Origin of the sequence: Rhodothermus marinus (assembly GCF_009936275.1) — a bacterium.
GTDB classification, from domain to species: domain Bacteria; phylum Bacteroidota; class Rhodothermia; order Rhodothermales; family Rhodothermaceae; genus Rhodothermus; species Rhodothermus marinus_A.
The window spans coordinates 862,316-879,073 of record NZ_AP019797.1; the positions used below are offsets into that span (position 1 = coordinate 862,316).

12 protein-coding genes are annotated in these 16,758 nt (G+C 65.5%); 8 read left to right on the forward strand and 4 right to left on the reverse strand.

The features are described 5' to 3' along the window. Positions 1-104: 104 nt before the first annotated feature. Together GYH26_RS03790 and GYH26_RS03795 are read left to right on the forward strand one after the other, a co-directional pair. Positions 105-2,792: a valine--tRNA ligase gene (locus GYH26_RS03790; protein ID WP_161540548.1), complete on the forward strand. Its 2,688-nt coding sequence runs from the start codon at positions 105-107 to the stop codon at positions 2,790-2,792. 18 nt (positions 2,793-2,810) lie between these two features. Next, a complete protein-coding gene (locus GYH26_RS03795) occupies positions 2,811-3,770 on the forward strand; it encodes an aspartate carbamoyltransferase catalytic subunit (RefSeq protein WP_161540549.1) in 960 nt (319 codons plus the stop codon). Between the two features lie 4 nt (positions 3,771-3,774). On the opposite strand, the gene GYH26_RS03800 is transcribed toward GYH26_RS03795, so the two are convergent. Then, entirely contained in the window at positions 3,775-4,938 is a 1,164-nt protein-coding gene (locus tag GYH26_RS03800; RefSeq protein ID WP_014067657.1) for a DegT/DnrJ/EryC1/StrS family aminotransferase, read from the reverse strand. A 106-nt stretch (positions 4,939-5,044) separates the two neighbouring features. On the opposite strand from GYH26_RS03800, the gene GYH26_RS15335 reads away from it, so the two are divergent. Continuing rightward, positions 5,045-5,170: a hypothetical protein gene (locus GYH26_RS15335; RefSeq protein ID WP_014067656.1), complete on the forward strand. Its 126-nt coding sequence runs from the start codon at positions 5,045-5,047 to the stop codon at positions 5,168-5,170. Between the two features lie 55 nt (positions 5,171-5,225). Here GYH26_RS15335 and GYH26_RS03805 read toward each other — a convergent pair whose 3' ends face one another. The 3 genes from GYH26_RS03805 to GYH26_RS03815 form a co-directional block, all read right to left on the reverse strand. Beyond that, complete coding sequence (locus tag GYH26_RS03805; RefSeq protein ID WP_242006580.1) at positions 5,226-6,080, reverse strand: tetratricopeptide repeat protein; 855 nt, start codon at positions 6,078-6,080, stop codon at positions 5,226-5,228. Positions 6,081-6,227: 147 nt separating this feature from the next. Further along, positions 6,228-6,971, reverse strand: coding sequence for a TIGR00730 family Rossman fold protein (locus GYH26_RS03810; RefSeq protein ID WP_161540551.1), 744 nt, complete (start codon positions 6,969-6,971; stop codon positions 6,228-6,230). Positions 6,972-6,977: 6 nt separating this feature from the next. Continuing rightward, a complete protein-coding gene (locus GYH26_RS03815; protein WP_161540552.1) occupies positions 6,978-7,634 on the reverse strand; it encodes an OmpA family protein in 657 nt (218 codons plus the stop codon). Positions 7,635-7,831: 197 nt separating this feature from the next. Here GYH26_RS03815 and GYH26_RS03820 point away from each other — a divergent pair, with 197 nt between their 5' ends. Genes GYH26_RS03820 through GYH26_RS03840 form a run of 5 tightly spaced genes read left to right on the forward strand, consistent with a single transcriptional unit; the run spans position 7,832 to position 16,756 of the window. Then, the gene (locus tag GYH26_RS03820; protein WP_161540553.1) at positions 7,832-8,830 is read left to right on the forward strand and encodes a sugar phosphate nucleotidyltransferase; all 999 of its coding nucleotides are present in this window, start codon (positions 7,832-7,834) and stop codon (positions 8,828-8,830) included. Continuing rightward, positions 8,827-11,241: an endonuclease MutS2 gene (locus tag GYH26_RS03825; protein ID WP_161540554.1), complete on the forward strand. Its 2,415-nt coding sequence runs from the start codon at positions 8,827-8,829 to the stop codon at positions 11,239-11,241. The genes GYH26_RS03820 and GYH26_RS03825 overlap by 4 nt, the downstream gene beginning before the upstream one ends. A 28-nt stretch (positions 11,242-11,269) precedes the next feature. After that, positions 11,270-12,238 carry a 2-hydroxyacid dehydrogenase gene (locus GYH26_RS03830; RefSeq protein ID WP_161540555.1) on the forward strand — a complete coding sequence of 323 codons (969 nt, stop codon included), beginning with the start codon at positions 11,270-11,272 and terminating at the stop codon, positions 12,236-12,238. A 39-nt stretch (positions 12,239-12,277) separates the two neighbouring features. Further along, entirely contained in the window at positions 12,278-12,697 is a 420-nt protein-coding gene (locus tag GYH26_RS03835; protein ID WP_161540556.1) for a DUF4783 domain-containing protein, read from the forward strand. Positions 12,698-12,712: 15 nt separating this feature from the next. Next, complete coding sequence (locus GYH26_RS03840; protein WP_161540557.1) at positions 12,713-16,756, forward strand: ATP-binding protein; 4,044 nt, start codon at positions 12,713-12,715, stop codon at positions 16,754-16,756. Positions 16,757-16,758: the final 2 nt, after the last annotated feature.

A 16,758-nucleotide genomic window follows, 5' to 3' on the forward strand; every position in this document is an offset into this window, starting at 1 on the left:
CGTGTTTCTGTGCTATCTTTAAAAAAAATGCCGCCGGAACTCCCGGCAGTGCCTCAGGTTGAGAGAAAACGCTGAGCTGATGTGCGTCTGAAACGGCCGAGGTTATGGCAGGAGAGCCGCTGCTGAAGACCGAGCGGGTACGAAAGGTCTACGATCCGCAGGAGATCGAGCCCCGCTGGTACGCCTACTGGGAGGCGAACAACTTTTTCCGGGCGGAAATCCGACCCGACAGGACGCCTTTCGTGATCATGATGCCGCCGCCCAACGTAACCGGGCGGCTTCACATGGGCCATGCGCTGCAGGATACGATTCAGGACGCGCTGACGCGTATCCGGCGCATGCAGGGCTACGAGGCGCTCTGGCTGCCGGGCATCGACCATGCGGGCATTGCCACGCAGAACGTGGTCGAGCGCGAGCTGCGCGACAAAGAGGGTAAGACGCGGCACGATCTGGGCCGCGAGGCCTTCCTGCAGCGCGTCTGGCGGTGGAAGGAGGAGTACGGCGACATCATCCTGCAGCAGAAACGCCGGCTGGGCGACTCCTGCGACTGGTCGCGCACGCGCTTCACGATGGACGAGGGCTTCACGCGGGCCGTGCAGGAGGCCTTCATCCGGCTTTACAACGAGGGACTCATCTACCGGGGCGACTACCTGGTCAACTGGTGCCCGGTGGACCAGACCGCGCTCTCGGACGAGGAGGTGGACAACGTCGAGCAGGACGGCCACCTCTGGTACATCCGCTACCCGCTCGTTGACGGCAGCGGCTACATCACGATCGCCACAACGCGCCCCGAGACGATGCTGGGCGACACGGCCGTGGCCGTGCATCCCGAAGACGAGCGCTACCGCCATCTGATCGGCAAGAAGGTGCGGCTTCCGCTCCTCGGACGCGAGATCCCGATCATCGCCGACGAGCACGTGAAGCGGGACTTCGGCGCGGGTGCCCTCAAGATCACGCCCGGCCACGACAAGAACGACTTCGAGATCGGCCAGCGCCATGGCCTGCCGATCATCAACATCATGAACCCGGACGGCACCATCAACGAAAACGGTGGGCCGTATGCCGGACTGGATCGCTTCGAGGCGCGCAAGCGCATCGTCGAGGACCTGCGGGCGCAGGGGCTGCTCGAAAAGGTGGAGCCCTACCGCCACACGGTGCCCATTTCCAGCCGCTCGAAGGCGATCATCGAGCCGATGCTCTCCCGGCAGTGGTTCGTGCGGATGAGGCCGCTGGCCGAGCCGGCCATCGAGGCTGTGCGACGGGGAGAGATCCGGTTTTATCCGGAGCGGTGGGCCAACGAGTACTTCCGCTGGATGGAAAACATCCGCGACTGGTGCATCAGCCGCCAGATCTGGTGGGGCCACCGCATTCCGGTCTGGTACTACACGGACGAAAACGGCCAGATCGACGAGTCGAAGGGCTTCGTGGTGTCGATCGAGCAGCCCGAGCCCGGCATGGTGCAGGACGAAGACGTGCTCGACACGTGGTTTTCGTCCTGGCTCTGGCCGTTTGCCACGCTGGGCTGGCCCGATCAGACGCCCGATCTGGCGTACTTCTATCCGACCACGGTGCTCGTCTCGGGCTACGACATCCTGTTTTTCTGGATCGCCCGCATGATCATGGCGGGCATTCACTTCACCGGCAAGATCCCCTTCCGGGATGTGTTCATCACCGGCATGGTCAAGGACAAGTACGGCCGGTGGATGTCGAAAAGCCTGGGCAACGGCATCGACCCGCTGGAGATGATCGATCAGTACGGGGCCGATGCCGTGCGCTACTCGCTGACGGTGCTCTGCACGCAGGGGCAGGACATCAAGCTCGACCCCTCGAAGTTCGAGATGGGTCGCAATTTTGCCAACAAGATCTGGAACGCCTTCAACGTCTTCGGTCAGTTCATGGAGACCGACGACGAGGGGCGGCCCTTGCGGGATTATCGCCGCCAGCGCCGTTTCGAGGAGCTGTCGCTCGTGGAGCGCTGGATGGTGACGCGTCTGAACCAGACGATCGCCACGGTCAACGAGGCGATCGATCGCTACCGGCTCAACGAGGCGCTGCTGACCATCTACGATCTCTTCTGGGGCGACTATTGTGACTGGTATCTGGAGCTGATCAAGCCGCCACGCGGCCAGGCCATGGACGACGAGCCGATCGCGCTGGCCGTCGAACTCTACGAAAAGATGATCCAGCTCCTGCATCCGTTCATGCCGTTCATCACCGAGGCGCTCTGGTGGCGGCTGCGGCCGCGCGGCGAACGGGAGGCGTGCATTGTCTCGCGCTGGCCCGAGCAGAACCCGGAAGAAATTGACGAGACGGCGCTGGTGCGCTTTGGCCGCATTCAGGAGATGATTTCGGGCATTCGGAACGTGCGGAGCACCTACGGCGTGCCGCCCGGCCGCGAAATCCGGGCGCTGATCAACGTCCCGGAGACGGAGGCAGAAGAAGTGGCCCACCTGGAGGCCCATCGCGACTACTTTGCGCGACTGGCTCGTGTGGGTGAGCTGAGCGTCGGGGTCGGGCTGGAGCGGCCGAAGGCCAGCGCCACCGTGGTGGTGGGCCGCTACGAGGTGTACGTGCCGCTGGCTGACGTGATCGATCTGGAGCAGGAGCGGGCACGCCTGGAAAAAGAGATCGCGCAGAAGGAACGCTTTCTGGAAAGCGTGCGCAAAAAACTCCAGAATCCGCAGTTTCTGGAAAAGGCGCCGGCCGAGGTGGTGGCCCGCGAGCGCCAGAAGGAGCAGGATGCCCGGGCCGAACTGGAGCGCCTGCAGGCCAACCTGGCCGCGCTGAGCTGAACCTGCGCTGAACCGAACATGAGTACGTCAGCCGATACGCCGCTTCAGGGCCGGCTCCGGCACCGACACCTGCTGGGGTTGGCCACCTATTCCGCCGAGGAGATCCAGCTCATTCTGCAGACGGCCCGCCAGTTCCGGGAGGTGCTCGAACGCCCCATCCGGCGTGTGCCCACGCTTCGGGGCGTGACGGTGGTCAACCTGTTTTTCGAGCCGTCCACGCGCACGCGCATCTCCTTCGAGCTGGCCGAAAAGCGCCTGTCGGCCGACGTGGTCAACTTCTCGGCGGCGGGCTCGTCGGTGGTCAAGGGCGAAACGCTCAAAGACACGGCCCGCAACCTGGAGGCCATGAAGATCGACATGGTCGTCATCCGGCATCGCTCGCCGGGGGCGGCCCATTTTCTCACGCGCTGCATCGACGCCGTCGTCATCAACGCCGGCGACGGCGCCCACGAGCACCCGACGCAGGCGCTGCTGGATTTGCTGACTATCTCGGACTACTTCCCCTCGTTCGAGGGGCTGAACGTCTCGATCATCGGCGACATCACGCACAGCCGGGTGGCCCGCTCCAACATCTACGGCCTGAAGGCGCTGGGAGCCAACGTGACGCTCTGCGGGCCGCGTACGCTCATGCCGGTGGGTATCGAGGAGCTGGGCGTGCGCGTCACCTACCGGCTGGAAGAGGCGCTGGAGGGCTGCGATGTGGCCATGGCGCTGCGGCTGCAGCTCGAGCGTCAGACGGCCGGCCTGTTTCCCAGCCTGCGCGAGTACCACGAACGCTACGGCATCAAGCTGGAGCATCTGGAGCGCTACCCGGACCTGCTCGTCATGCATCCGGGACCCGTCAACCGGGGCGTCGAACTGGCCAGCGAGGTCGTCGATCACGAACGGGCCATTATCCTGAACCAGGTCACCAACGGCGTGGCCGTGCGCATGGCCGTGCTCTACCTGCTGGCCGGCATGCCCGAAGCCGCCGATTGACGCTTCAGGCTTCGAGCGGCCGACCCGTGCGCTGCGCCGTTTCCACGTAGGTGCGGATGGCATCGGCAATGTAGGCCTGCTGCTCCGGCGTCAGCTCGGTGTGCATGGGCAGTGAGAGCACTTCGCGGGCGGCTTTTTCTGCTTCCGGAAGCGTATCGTGCGGACCGAAGTCCGCAAAGGCCGGCAGCTGGTGCAGGGGCACCGGGTAGTAGATGGCTGTGGGAATGCCGCGCTGCTGTAGATAGCGCTGAAGCCCGTCGCGGCCGCCGGGCACGTCCGGGTGAACGCGAATCGTGTACTGGTGGAAAACGTGCGTGCGTTTCGGAGCGCGGTAGGGCAGCGTCAGGCCCGGACAGTCGGCCAGCAGTGCATCGTACCGGGCGGCGGCTTCCTGACGCGCCCGCGTGTAGGCGTCCAGATGGCGTAGCTTGACGCGCAGAATGGCCGCCTGCAGCGCATCGAGCCGGCTGTTGACGCCGATCAGTTCGTGGTAATACTTGCGCCGGGCGCCGTGGTTGGCCAGCATCGACAGCCGCTCGTGCAGGGCAGGATCGTCGGTGAGCACGGCCCCGCCGTCGCCGTAGGCTCCCAGATTTTTGGACGGAAAGAACGACAGGCAGCCGATATGGCCGAAGGTGCCGGTCTTGCGGTCCCGGTAGATGGCGCCGATGGCCTGGGCGTTGTCTTCGATGACGAACAGCCGGTGGCGTTCGGCCAGCTCCAGCAGCGGTGCCAGATCGGCCGCCTGGCCGAACAGATGGACGGGCACGATGGCGCGGGTGCGGGGCGAAATCCGGGCTTCGACGCTGGCCGGGTCCAGGTTGAACGTCCTGGGATCGATGTCGGCGAAGACCGGCCGGATGCCCAGCAGGGCCGCCGCCTCGGCCGTGGCCACGAACGTAAAGGCCGGCACGATCACTTCGTCGCCCGGCTTCAGGCCCAGCGCCATGTAGGCCAGTTGCAGCGCATCGGTGCCGTTGCCCACGCCCAGCGCGAAGCGGCAGCCCAGATAGGACGCCAGCTCCTCTTCGAGGCGGGCCACGACCGGCCCCCGGATGAACTGACCGCTTTCCAGCACTTCTTCGATGGCCGCAAGGATTTCTTCGCGGATGGCCCGGTACTGGCCCACCAGATCGACCATCTGCAGCCCAGGGGGTGCTTCCGCCATGTCGTTTTGACGGGTTGGTTACAACAAAAGCAAGATACGAAACGCCAGAACTCGGCGCGGGGAAGTTTCGTAGGGAAAGCAATCCGAAAACCAGGCGCGTTATGCCATGATGAACCTGTTGCAGGGGCCGGTCTCCATGCCGACCGGGCTGGAGTGGCTTCCGATTGCCAGCGTGCTGGTTCCGGCGGTGCTTCTGATCGTGCTGATCTACCTGGCCCGCCGGGCCACCTGAAAAAGCGAAAGGCCCGCCATCGTGGCGGGCCTTTCGGTCAGCATACCGGCAAGACTTATCGCGACGAGGAGAGCTGCGACAGGTAGTGCTCGGCCGGCGCCTTGTAGCTACCGTAGAGCGCGTTGCTGAAGGCCTCGCGGGCTTTTTCCTTGTCGCCCATCAGCATGTAGGCCTCGCCCATCACGAAGTAGATCTTGGCTTTGTCCGTGCGGCTACCCCGGTGCAGCTCCAGCGCCTTCTGGGCCATTTCCACGGACTTCTGATACTCTCCCAGCGTCTTCAGCGCCTCGGCATAGTAGTAGTACACATCGGCATCGGGCGAGACGTCCTCGATCTGCAGCAGTTCGTCCAGGTAGCCGATGGCCTCACGAGCGTCTGAGGGATTCGGATTGCCGCCGTTGCGGGCCAGTGTGCTGGAGGCCAGATAGAGGTAATGGTCCCGAATGGCTTTTTCGGCGGCCTGCAGCGTTTGGCGATCCTGGGCCTCCTTGCTGACGGCCAGCGCCTGCTTCAGCGTTTCGAGCCCCTCGTCAATGCGGTTGAGCTTGAGCAGCGCCAGCCCCTTGCCCAGGTAATTCTTCGGATAGGACGGGTCGTGCTCGATCCCTTTTGTGTAATGCTCCAGCGCCTTGTCGTACTGCTCGTTGCGATAGGCCCGGAGGCCGAAGTTGTAGTCGAGCTGGGCCACAATGCGCAGCGCTTTCTGAGCGACCTCTTCATCGTTGGCCTGTTTGGCCATCTCCGCCGCCTTCAGAAAGCCCTCGTACGCCTTCTGATACTGCTTGGCCTTGGCGTCTTCGAGCGCCTGATTGAAAACCTTCTTGTACTCGTCCGCCTGCTGGGCGCGGGTGGTCACAGGGGTCAACACGACGGCCAGCAGGGCCATGCCCAGCAGAAGAACCGCGCGCATGCTTCCTTTCTGCATCATCGCTCTCTGGTTGGAGTGTTTTGGAAATTCGAAACTTGCGGCCAGGTCGCCTTTGAAGACAAGGCTTAAAGATACAAGTTCCAGCGGTAAAAAGAAAGATAACCGGTTTTTCACGAAAACTACACAGCGCTAAAAGTTAGGTCCGAGCGCACGTTCCCGGTAGAAGGTTTCGATAATCTCGGCCGCCTCTTCTGGCTCATCTGTGAGCATGAACAGCTCCAGATCTTCAGGCGAGATATTGCCGGCGGCCAGCATCTCGTTGCGAAGCCAGTCGAGAAGGCCGCTCCAGTAGTCGGTGCCCATCAGGATAACCGGGAAGCGGGAGGCCTTGCCGGTCTGAATGAGCGTCAGCGCCTCGAACAGCTCGTCCATCGTGCCGAATCCGCCGGGCAGCACGATGAAGCCCTGCGCGTACTTGACGAACATCACCTTCCGCACGAAGAAAAAGTCGAAGTTGATCAGCTTGTCGCGGTCGATGTAGGGGTTGCTCTCCTGCTCGTGCGGGATGACAATGTTCAGCCCCACCGATACGCCGCCGGCCTCCTTGGCGCCTTTATTGGCGGCCTCCATGATGCCGGGACCGCCGCCGGTGATGACCCCGAAGCCGTGCTTGACCAGACAGCGGCCCACAGCCTCGGCCATCCGGTAGTAACGATGACCGCGGGGTGTGCGTGCCGAGCCGAAGATCGACACGCACGGGCCGATGCGCGAGAGCGTCTCGAAGCCCTCGACGAATTCCGACATGATCCGGAAAATGCGCCAGAGGTCTTTGATCTGACGCTGCTGCCAGGCCAGCGCTTCGGCTTCCGAGAGCTTGCTGAGCGGATGGCGGGCGTGTCCGTCGGTTCGTGACAGCGGAAACGGCTTGTCCATGGTTCCTCAGTACGACTGTTGCAGCTCTTTCCGGTAGGCCTCACTGGCAAAAATCGCGATTTCGACGCGGCGGTTAAGCTGACGCCCCTCTTCGGTGGCGTTGGAAGCGATGGGTTCGGTTTCGCCCTTCCCCATCGTGCGGATGCGGCTGGGACGGATGCCCTGCTGCATCAGAAAGGCGGCGGCCGCCTCGGCGCGTCGCTCCGAAAGGCGCTGGTTGTATTCCTCGGGACCGGTGCTGTCGGTGTGGCCCACGATGAGCACTTCGGTTTCGGGATACTTTTTCAGGCTTTCGGCCAGGCGGCGGAGTTTCTCGCGAGCTTCCGGGCGCAGCGTGGCCGAGTCGAAGTCGAACAGGATGCCCGAGTCGAAGGTGACCAGGATGCCCTCACCGACGCGTTCGATGCGGGCGTCCGGCAGCTCCTGCTGCATTTCGGCGGCCTGACGGTCCATGCGCTGGCCGATGATGGCCCCCGCCGTGCCGCCCACGATGGCGCCCAGAATGGCGCCGCGGGCCGTGTTGCCCGTCGCCTTGCCGATGGCGCCGCCGACCACGGCTCCGGCGCCGGCCCCGACGGCAGCGCCTTTCTCCATATTGCTCAGCCGGGCACAGCCGGCCAGCAGCAGCGCCAGCATGAAAAAGATCGCTCCAGTGGTTCGCATCGCTGTTTCAGCTTTGGTTTTGCAAATTCATACCCCTTCCTTCTTCCTCAAGTTCAATGCCGAAGGCTTTAAGCCTGGAAGAGCGCGAATATTTTGCACAGATACTCCGATTGAAATTGCACAGAGGTCGCACATTCCAGCGGTCAGTGTCCTATCTTTGAGGCCAGGTTTGCGCATCAACGAAGGCAACAGGTACCATGAAGCTGATCATTCCCATGGCCGGACGGGGGACCCGCGTGCGTCCCCATTCGCATGTGACGCCCAAGCCGCTCCTTCCCGTCAAAGGCAAAAGCATGGTGGAGCGCATCGTGGACACGTTCAACCGGGTGTTGCCGCGCCATCTGGACACCGGGGTCTTCGTGCTCGGACCGGACTTCGGCGAGGAGATTCGGGCGCAGCTCCGGGACATCTGCGCCCGGCACCACATGACCGCACACTTTGCCGTGCAGCCCGTGGCCGAGGGCACGGCGCATGCCGTCTACTGCGCGGGCGATCATCTGGAGGGCGAGGGCATCGTGGTGTTTGCCGACACGCTTTTCGAAATGGAGCCCGGCATCGATCTGGAAGGGGCCGACGTGGTCATGTGGGTCAAAGAAGTGGACGATCCGCGGCGCTTCGGGGTGGCGGTGCGCGAAGGCGATCGGGTGGTGGCGCTTGTCGAAAAGCCTTCGGAACCCATTTCCAACGAAGCGCTGATCGGCATCTACTACGTACGGGATCTGGCCGTGCTGCGCCGCTACATCCAGCAGCTCATCGACCAGGACATCCGCGGCCACGGGGGCGAGTTTCAACTGACGGACGCCTTCGACCGCATGCTGAAGGACGGCTACGTCTTCAAGACGGCGACCGTTACCGAATGGCTCGACTGCGGTACCATCGAGGCGCTCATGGAAACGACGCGCTACTTCCTGCACAAAGAACGGGACACGCTGCGGCAGGGTACGGTGGAGAACAGCATCGTACACGAGCCGGTGTACGTGGGACCCGGCGCGCGTGTAGTCGATTCCGTCGTCGGGCCCAATGTGTCGATCGAGGCCGGTGCCGAAGTGCGCGGTGCGGTGGTACGCGACAGCATCCTGTTTGCCCATGCGCGCGTTGAAGGCGCCGTGCTGGCCGACTCGCTGGTGGGCCAGCATGCCGAGGTGCGCGGTCAGCCGCAACGCCTCAACATTGGCGACCATTCGACGGTCCGATGAGCCCCACCGACGCAACGCTGCACGGCTATCCCGACACGCTTGAGACGCGGCTGGGCTTCGACGTGGTGCGCGAAGCGCTGAAGGCGCAGACGCGCAGTCCGCTGGGCGCCGAAGCCGTCGCGCAGCTCCGGCCGCTGCGGGATCTGGAGGCGGTCAGGGCCGAGCTGGCCCGTGTCGAGGAGTTGCAGCAGGCGTTGCGTTTCGACGATCCTGTTCCGCTCGAAAACCTGATCGATCTACGGCCCTGGCTGGTGCAGGCTGCACCCGAAGGGGCCCGCCTCGAAGGCGAGGCGCTGGAGGCCGTGCGCCGTGTGCTGATGACGGTGCGCCTGCTGGCCCGCTACTTCCGCGAGCGGCGGAGCAAGTATCCGGCGCTGGCCGCCCTGGCCGAACGCCTGACGCCGCTTCCGGAGCTGGAGCAGCGGCTGGCTGCCGTGGTCGATGAGGATGGCCAGGTGCGCGACGACGCTTCGCCGGAACTGCAGCGGCTCCGCCGCCAGCTGGCCCTGCAGCGCCAGCGCCTGCGCGAAGCACTGCTCGAAGCGCTCCGCGACGCCATCCGGCAGGGCTACGCGACGGAAGACCAGCCCACCATTCGCAACGGCCGCATGGTGATTCCCGTGCGGGCCGAGGCGCGCCGCAAGGTACCGGGCTTCGTGCACGACACCTCGGCCTCCGGGCAGACGGTCTACATCGAGCCGGCCTCCTGTCTGGAGCTGAACAACGCGGTGCGCGAGCTGGAGCTGGCCGAGCTGCGCGAAATCGACCGCATCCTGCGCGAGGCTACTGGCTGGCTCCGTCCGCATCTTTCTGCGCTGAAGGCTTCGCTCGAAGTGCTGGGCCACTTCGATCTGCTGCAGGCCAAGGCGCGGCTGGCCGAACTGATGGACGCCCATGTGCCCGAGGTGGCCGCCGATGGCGTGATCGAGCTGAAGCACGCCCGCAACCCGGTCCTTGTGCTGCACTTCCGGCGCCTGCAGGAGACCACCGGTGAAGTGCGCGAAGTCGTACCGCTCGACCTGACGCTGGGCCGCACTTTCCACACGCTGATCATCACCGGCCCGAACGCAGGCGGCAAGACCGTCGCCATGAAAACTGTCGGCCTGCTGGTGCTGATGCTGGCCTGCGGGCTTCCCATCCCCGCCGATCCGGCCTCGCACGTGTCGCTCTTCGATCAATTGCTGATCGACATCGGCGATGAGCAGTCCGTCGAGGCCGACCTGTCCACCTTCAGCGCGCACATGACGCACATGGCCTACATGCTGGCCCGGGCCGACGCGCGCACGCTCATTCTGATCGACGAGGCGGGGACGGGGACCGATCCGGACGAAGGGGCGGCGCTGGCGCAGGCCATTCTCGAAGAGCTGACGCGGCGCGGCGCACGCACGATCGCCACGACCCACCACGGCGCGCTCAAGGTCTTCGCCTACGAGACCGAAGGCGTCGAAAACGGCTCCATGCAGTTCGACCAGGCCACCCTCAGCCCGACGTATCGCTTCCAGCTCGGAGTGCCCGGTTCATCCTATGCCTTCGAGATCGCCCGGCGCATGGGGATTCCCGAACCGGTGCTGGCGCGGGCGCAGGCGCTCGTGGGTCGGCAGCAGGTGGCGTTGGAGGCGCTTGTGCGGACGCTGGAGGCGCGCAACCAGGAGCTGGAAGCCCGGCTGGCAGCGCTGACCGAAGAGCAGGCACGTCTGGAGCAGCTCCGGCGCGAATACGAGGCGCGTCGGGCGCAACTCGAAGCCGAGACGGAGGCGATCCGGCAGCGCGCTCTGGAGGAGGCCGAACAGTTGTTGAAAGAGGCCAACGCGCGTATCGAACGAACCATCCGGGAAATCAAAGAGGCGCAGGCCGAGCGGGAGGCCACCCGGGCAGCGCGAGAGGCGCTGGAGCGTTTCCGCCGTCGCCTGCACGAGCAGCGGCGCCGGGCTCGTCCGAAGCCATCGGCCGCCGAGGAGCCGCGTCCGACGCTGGCCGTGGGCGATCAGGTGGTGCTCGACGAGGGCGGCACGCCGGCCGAGGTGCTGGCGCTGGAGGACGACGAGGCACTGATCGCCGTGGGCTCGCTGAAAATGCGCGTGCCGGTGAGCCGGCTGCGGCGGCTGAACCGGGCGGCGCGGCGTGCGCAGCGGCGTACGGCCACAGGTGCGACGCTTCCGGCCCTTCAGGCCCGCACGCGCATCGACGTGCGCGGCTATCGGGTGGATGAGGCGTTGCAGGCGGTCGAGCGACTCATCGACGAGGCGGTGGCCGGTGGCGTGCGCGAGGTGGAAGTGCTGCACGGCAAGGGTACCGGCGCCCTGCGGCAGGCCATTCGCTCTTATCTGCAGGGCCGTCCCGAGGTGGAGCGCTTTGAAGATGCCCCGTGGGAGCAGGGCGGCCCCGGTGTGACCCGCATCTGGCTGAAGTAACTCTCCACCATCGAACACAGACAGGCCTATGGCACGCATTGTTGTCACGCGACCCGTCATGGAAGAAGGGCTTCGTCCGCTGTTTGAAAACGGCCATCAGGTTGAGATCCTCGATCCGGACCCGGAGCAGCCCCTGGACGAAGATGCGCTGATCGAAGCAGCCCGGGAGGCCGACGCATTGATCACCATGCCCTCGGATCCGGTCACGGCGCGCGTGCTGGAAAACTGTCCGAAGCTGCGCATCGTGGCCCAGCATGCCGTGGGCTATGAAAACATCGATCTGGAAGCAGCTCGCGCGCGCGGCATCGTGGTCACGCACACGCCCGGGGTGCTGACCGACGCCACGGCCGATTTTACGTTTGCCCTGCTGCTGGCGCTGGTACGTCGGGTGCGCGAGGCGGATCGCTATGTGCGGGAGGGCCATTTCAAGCGCTGGGAGACGAAGCTGCTTCTGGGGCACGATCTGCGCGACAAGGTGCTGGGCATCGTGGGACTGGGCCGCATCGGGAGCGCCGTCGCCCGCCGGGCGCTCGGCTTTGGCATGCGCGTTGTCTATTACAACCGGCGGCCGGCCAACCCGACCATTGAGCGCCAGAGCTGCGCCCGCTACGTGTCGTTCGACGAACTGCTTCGCACCAGTGACGTGATTTCCATACACTGTCCGCTCAATAAAGAGAGCTATCACCTGTTCGATCGCGCCGCCTTTGCGAAGATGAAGCCGACGGCCGTGCTGGTGAACACCGCGCGGGGACCGATCGTGGACGAAGAAGCGCTGGTCGAAGCACTGGAACAGGGCCAGATTGCCGGGGCGGCGCTCGATGTGTTCGAGCACGAACCCCGGGTGCACCCGGCGCTGTTGCGGAGCGATCGGGTCGTGCTGGCGCCGCACCTGGGTAGCGCGACGGTCGAGGCGCGAACGGCCATGGCGCGAGCCTGCGCCGAGGCGGTGCTGGCCGTGCTGAACGGCGAAGAAAAGATTCCATACCGGCTGGTGTAAATGCAAATGCGGGCGGAACATCCGGCAGCATCCGGCAGCATGCGATGGCTTTGCACCGGGCTTTGCATCCTGGCGCTGTGGCTGATGGGTGCGGTGGTGGGCAGGGCGCAACCGGCCGATTCGCTGCGCCAGGTGCTGGTCGAAGCGCTGGCACGAGGCGATGCCGCCCGATTGCTGGAGCAGGCACCGCCCCAGGTGGAGCTGGCCCTGCTGGGCAGAGGACAGCTCTACAGCCGCATGCAGGCCCGCTATGTCCTGATGGACTTTTTCCAGGCCTACCCGCCGCTGCGCGTCGAACTCGACGAAGACCGACTGCTGGAGCCCCATCGGTTTCTGGTCGGACGCTACTGGTATGCACGGGCGGCTGCGCCCTTTCAGGTGTACATGCGGCTACATCATGAGGCAGGCACGTGGAGGCTTCATGAGCTGCGGGTAACGGCCGGCCGCCCGCGGCGATAGCGGGGCAGGTGCACCATGGTTGCCCGGCACATTCCCCGATGGTCCCGTCGCTACTGGCAGGTTGGCCTGCTGCTGCTGGGACTCCTGCTGGGCACCGGGGTGTTTCGCGTGCTGCGGCTGGCCTGGCTCGAACGCCATGTGGAGTCGGCGCGGCAGGCGCAACTGGACCGCATGGCCGCCCGCATCGAGGCCGATCTGATGGCCCGGCAACAGCGCCTGCTGGCCGAGGCCCGGCGGCTGGCGCAGCACGAGACGGTTCGGCATGCCTTGCAGGCGCTCCGTCGGCAGGAGGGCGAGGCATGTCCCGAAGCGCTGGTGGCACTGCTGGCCCGCCAATCGTTACCTGAACGGTGGGGCATTGAGATCTACGATGTGGTGCCCCGGCGCCTGGCCTGGGCCGGTGTGACCCTGCCGGTCGGGACCATCCCCAACACGGAGGCCTTTCTGCGGCAGGTGCAGGTGGAACTGGTGGACGATCCACCCTGGCGGCTGGCACTCAGCCTCTGGCATCCGGTGGTCGACGCGGAGGGACATGCCCTTGGAGCTGTTCGGGTGCTGGAACTGCTTCGCTGGCAGATGCCCGTCGATAATCTCTATCTCGACACGTACAATCAGCTCCGTCTGTGGGAGCGCGAGCTGGGCGTTACGGTGCAGCTCCTGTTGCCGGGACAGACGACGTCCGCCGACGGACAGGCCGCATACACGCTACGGGCGCTGAACGGACAACTGGGCACGCTGCTGCTGGGTATCCCCTCGCCTGGCCAGGTGCTCCGGGATGCGGCGCGACGCATGGATCATCTCCTGGCGCTGTGGGCCACGGCGCTGCTCATCTGGGCGTTGATCGGGATGATCCGGTGGATGTGGGCCGCGCGTAGTAGTCCGCAACGCTTGCTGAGACACGCCGCACTGGTAGGACTGGCCTGGTGGGGCGCGCGCTACCTGCTCCTGGTGCTGGACGTACCCAACCGCTGGCAGCGCGGACGCACGCCGCTGGCGCCGCTTTTCGATCCGGCTCATCTGGCCTCGGCCTTCGGCGGGGGATTGATGCGCTCCATCGGCGACCTGCTCCTGACGGCACTCTTTGCACTGGGGTTCGCGCTGGGGATATGGCGGGTAGTGGCCGAATGCCGGCGTAACACGTCCGACACAACTCCCGGCCACCCGCTACGCGCGGTGGGCGTTCGGCTGGTGGCCGCCCTGCTCATGCTGGGGCCGGTGGTGCTGCTGGGGCTGGTGGTGCGGCACAGCGTGCTCGACAGTACGCTCGACTATCTGGCCCGAACTGGCCTGTTTCCGCCCCGGCTCGTGCTGCTGGTCTGGGCCGGGCTGCTGGTACTGTTGCTGGCGCTGCTGGTGTTGCTGGCGGCGCTGGGTCGGGCGACAGGGTGGTTCGGTGGCACTGGCCCTGAAGCGTGGCATGCCCGGCTGGGATTGGCCCTCGGGTCGGCACTTGCCGTCTTGGGCATTGCTTACGGGTTGATGCCGCTCGATCGGATGGTGCCGTGGCCGGTCGCGCTGGTACTGGTGGGGGCCGGACTGGCCGCTTCGTGCTGGAAAGTGCGGTGGCCGCGGACCGGAAGCTGGCTGACGCTCCGTGCGCTGCTACCCGTCCCCTTTGTGCTCAGCCTGCTGCTGTATCCGATGCTGCAGGCAGCGCTGGATGCGCAGCGTCGCCTGCAAATGGAACGGGCCCTGGACCAGTTCGGGCAGGGACAGGACCCCCGGCTCGTCTTTGCCATCGAGCAGGCGCTGCAGGAGCTGGCGACCGACAGCCTGCTGAGTGTGTTGCTGACCACCGATCCGGATTCGGTTCGGCTCGACTCGCTGGCCGACGCGTTGCTGCGCGGCTCGCTGCTCTCGTCGCTGACAGGGACCTACGAGGTGAACCTGACCTTTTTCGATCGGGCCCGCCGGCCGGTCGGCCGCTATGAAGGGAGTCCGATCGCTTCTGGGTCGGAGGCACTGGCACAGGATGCCGCCGAGTTTGCGATGCTCTGGCAGGCGTTCCGCCGCTCTGAAGGCCGGTTGCCATTCATCAGGCAACTGAGCGGGCGGCGTGAGCCGGGCCGGCTGCAATATGCCGGCTTCACCATGGTACGCCGCGACGATGGCCGTGTGGCCGGGTGGGTCATGGTCCGGGCCGAGCCGATCAGCCCGCTCTACGGCGCCGAGACCCCGTTTCCACGCGTGCTGGTACCGGCCGGCGTGACCGGGATGCTGCATGAAGGGCTGTCGCTGGCCGAGTTTCGCGAAGGGGTGCTGGTGCGCAGTCAGGGACAGGCCTTCGTCCGCTATCGGCTCGATCCGACGGTAACGCGCCGGCTCCGGCAGCAACCGGTGCTGTGGCGCTACGAGACCGAAAACGCGCATACCTACCTGACCTGCTACCGGCGCGTGGACGATGCGGCCCAGGTCGTACACGCGGCCCGTCTTCCCGCGCTATCGCTTTTCGACCACCTGTACTACCTGCTACGCCTGACGCTGACCGGCCTGCTGCTGATGCTGGTGGTGTATGCGGGCGGGCTGATCTATCGCTGGCGCAGGGGATGGCTTCCGCTTCTCGAAGCCCGCTTTCAGGATCGTGTGCTCAATGCGCTGGTCGGGGTGGGCTTCGTGGCGGTGGTCGTCGTGGGCGTGGTCGGTGTGCGTGTGCTGGAGGCCGAAAGTCAGCGGGCCGTGCAGGCCTGGCTGCGTCAGTACCTGGACCGCGTCGAGCGCACGTTGAGCCAGGCGGCCCGTCCGGGCGAGCTGCCTTACCAGGTGCTGGACCGCGTTCCACTCGATTCGATCGCCCGCCGCACCGGGCTGGACCTGCAGCTCTACCGGGGCGGGCAGCTCATCGCCACCACACGTCCCCGGCTGGTGCGCGAACGGCTGATCGAACCGCTGATGCCCGTTGCTGCCTACGAGGCGCTTTACTGTCGGGCACAGCGGTCGGCCTTTGTGCCCGAGCGCCTGGGGACATTCGCCTACTGGACGGGCTATCGGGCGCTGCTTGACGAGGCAGGGCGGCCGCGCTACGTGGTGGCTGTCCCGGCACTGCCCGAGCAGGAGCGGCTGGAGGAGGAACGGGCGCGCACCGTGGCCTATCTGTTCGGGGCGCTGCTGGTGCTGATGTTTCTGGTGCTACTGACGGCCTGGCTGGTGGCCCGTGCGCTGGTGCGTCCGCTGGCCCGACTCCGTGAGGGACTGCAGGCGGTGGCCCGGGGCGAGCTGGACCGACCGCTTCCTGTCGAGTCGCGCGACGAACTGGGCGCGCTGGCCCGCACCTTCAACTGGATGCTCCGCCAACTGGCAGAAAGCCGCGAGCAACTGGCCCGCCAGGAACGCGAGCTGGCCTGGCGCGAAATGGCCCGACAGGTGGCGCATGAGATCAAAAACCCGCTCACGCCCATGAAATTGTCCGTCCAGCACCTGCGCCGCGCCTTTGCCCGCCGCGACGATCCCGGCCGGTTTGCCGAACTGTTCGAGCGTGTCACCACCACGCTCATCGAACAGATCGACACACTATCGCACATTGCCGCCGACTTTTCGACGCTGGCCCGCATGCCCACGCGCCGACTGGAACGGGTGGATCTGAACGAAGTCATCCGCGAGGCGGCCCGTCTGATGGAAGCCGAAGCCGGTCGGCCCATCGAGCTGGCACTGCACCCGGAGCCGCTCGTCGTGCAGGCCGATCGCGAGGAGCTACGGCGCGTCTATATCAACCTGATCAAAAACGCGCTACAGGCGCTCGTGCCGGAACGGCCGGGGCGGGTGCGGGTTACCACGCGCCTGGAAGTGGATGAGGGCGGGCGCCGCTGGGCCTACAGCACCGTGGAAGACAACGGGCGAGGCATCCCCGAGGCGCTGCGTCCGAAAATTTTTGAGCCAAATTTCTCCACCAAAACCGGCGGCAGCGGATTGGGGCTGGCCATCGTGCGGCAGTGCGTGCTGGACCTGCAGGGTGCCATCGGCTTCGAGTCGGAAGAAGGTGTCGGGACGACGTTCTGGCTGCGGTTGCCGCTGGCTTCGGACGAGCAGCCCCCGGAAGCTCCCGAAAACCAGACAACAGGCTGAAA

Excerpts from the sequence above, each read along its gene's own strand:
- GYH26_RS03790 (WP_161540548.1), top strand. The coding sequence starts at position 105 with ATGGCAGGAGAGCCGCTGCTGAAGACCGAGCGGGTACGAAAGGTCTAC.
- GYH26_RS03795 (WP_161540549.1), top strand. The coding sequence starts at position 2,811 with ATGAGTACGTCAGCCGATACGCCGCTTCAGGGCCGGCTCCGGCACCGA.
- GYH26_RS03800 (WP_014067657.1), bottom strand. The coding sequence starts at position 4,938 with ATGGCGGAAGCACCCCCTGGGCTGCAGATGGTCGATCTGGTGGGCCAG.
- GYH26_RS15335 (WP_014067656.1), top strand. The coding sequence starts at position 5,045 with ATGATGAACCTGTTGCAGGGGCCGGTCTCCATGCCGACCGGGCTGGAG.
- GYH26_RS03805 (WP_242006580.1), bottom strand. The coding sequence starts at position 6,080 with ATGCGCGCGGTTCTTCTGCTGGGCATGGCCCTGCTGGCCGTCGTGTTG.
- GYH26_RS03810 (WP_161540551.1), bottom strand. The coding sequence starts at position 6,971 with ATGGACAAGCCGTTTCCGCTGTCACGAACCGACGGACACGCCCGCCAT.
- GYH26_RS03815 (WP_161540552.1), bottom strand. The coding sequence starts at position 7,634 with ATGCGAACCACTGGAGCGATCTTTTTCATGCTGGCGCTGCTGCTGGCC.
- GYH26_RS03820 (WP_161540553.1), top strand. The coding sequence starts at position 7,832 with ATGAAGCTGATCATTCCCATGGCCGGACGGGGGACCCGCGTGCGTCCC.
- GYH26_RS03825 (WP_161540554.1), top strand. The coding sequence starts at position 8,827 with ATGAGCCCCACCGACGCAACGCTGCACGGCTATCCCGACACGCTTGAG.
- GYH26_RS03830 (WP_161540555.1), top strand. The coding sequence starts at position 11,270 with ATGGCACGCATTGTTGTCACGCGACCCGTCATGGAAGAAGGGCTTCGT.
- GYH26_RS03835 (WP_161540556.1), top strand. The coding sequence starts at position 12,278 with ATGCGATGGCTTTGCACCGGGCTTTGCATCCTGGCGCTGTGGCTGATG.
- GYH26_RS03840 (WP_161540557.1), top strand. The coding sequence starts at position 12,713 with ATGGTTGCCCGGCACATTCCCCGATGGTCCCGTCGCTACTGGCAGGTT.